We start from the raw sequence: 815 nt of genomic DNA, 5'->3' as shown, positions 1-815 counted from the left end.
GGATTCTGTTATGCGTCATGCTAAAACGTACAGGCTCATCCCATTTCGCTCGCCACTACTTTGGGAATCTCGGTTGATTTCTTTTCCTGCAGCTACTTAGATGTTTCAGTTCGCCGCGTTCGCTTTGCATACCTATGTATTCAGTATGCAATGACCTAAAAGGCCGGGTTTCCCCATTCGGAAATCTGCGGATCAAAGCTTGTTTGCTAGCTCCCCGCAGCTTATCGCAAGCTACTACGTCCTTCATCGCCTGTAATCGCCAAGGCATCCACCATGTGCACTTATTCACTTGTCCCTATAACGTTAGCCCCTTGCGACTAAACAAAGGAGCGGTTATAGAAATAAGAAGTACTACGTTGTTGCGTTTGTTGATACATACAATCATTACCCATCGCATTCGCCTGTCGGCGTTTGCGATCAATAAAAATTTACTTACTTCTTCCAGATTGTTAAAGAACGTACAGCACTTGATCTCTAAAAGACCAAACCTAAACCTCGTGGCTTACGTTTGAACTTTTGGTGGAGGATGACGGGATCGAACCGACGACCCCCTGCTTGCAAAGCAGGTGCTCTCCCAGCTGAGCTAATCCCCCATTGGGTAATACTGGTAGGGCTGGTTGGACTCGAACCAACGACCCCCGCGTTATCAACACGGTGCTCTAACCAGCTGAGCTACAGCCCCAAATGCTGTTCTTTAATTTGACAGTCGATAAGTGTGAACGCTTGATGAAGAGTGCTACTCTAGAAAGGAGGTGATCCAGCCGCACCTTCCGATACGGCTACCTTGTTACGACTTCACCCCAGTCACGAATCCT

At 47.6% G+C, this 815-nt stretch carries 2 tRNA genes and 2 rRNA genes; all 4 read right to left on the bottom strand.

Annotation, left to right across the window (positions count from 1 at the left end):
- Positions 1-295 (bottom strand): 23S ribosomal RNA (locus AC07WS_RS30335); the annotation flags it as partial.
- Positions 296-517: 222 nt separating this feature from the next.
- A tRNA-Ala gene (locus AC07WS_RS30330) sits at positions 518-593 on the bottom strand.
- Positions 594-605: 12 nt separating this feature from the next.
- Positions 606-682 (bottom strand) — tRNA-Ile (locus tag AC07WS_RS30325).
- A gap of 63 nt (positions 683-745) precedes the next feature.
- Positions 746-815 (bottom strand): 16S ribosomal RNA (locus tag AC07WS_RS30320); the annotation flags it as partial.

The organism is Duganella sp. GW821-FHT01E12, from assembly GCF_059422325.1.
The sequence above is the reverse complement of the archived record's forward strand: the minus strand, read 5'-3'. Positions and strand labels throughout refer to the sequence as shown.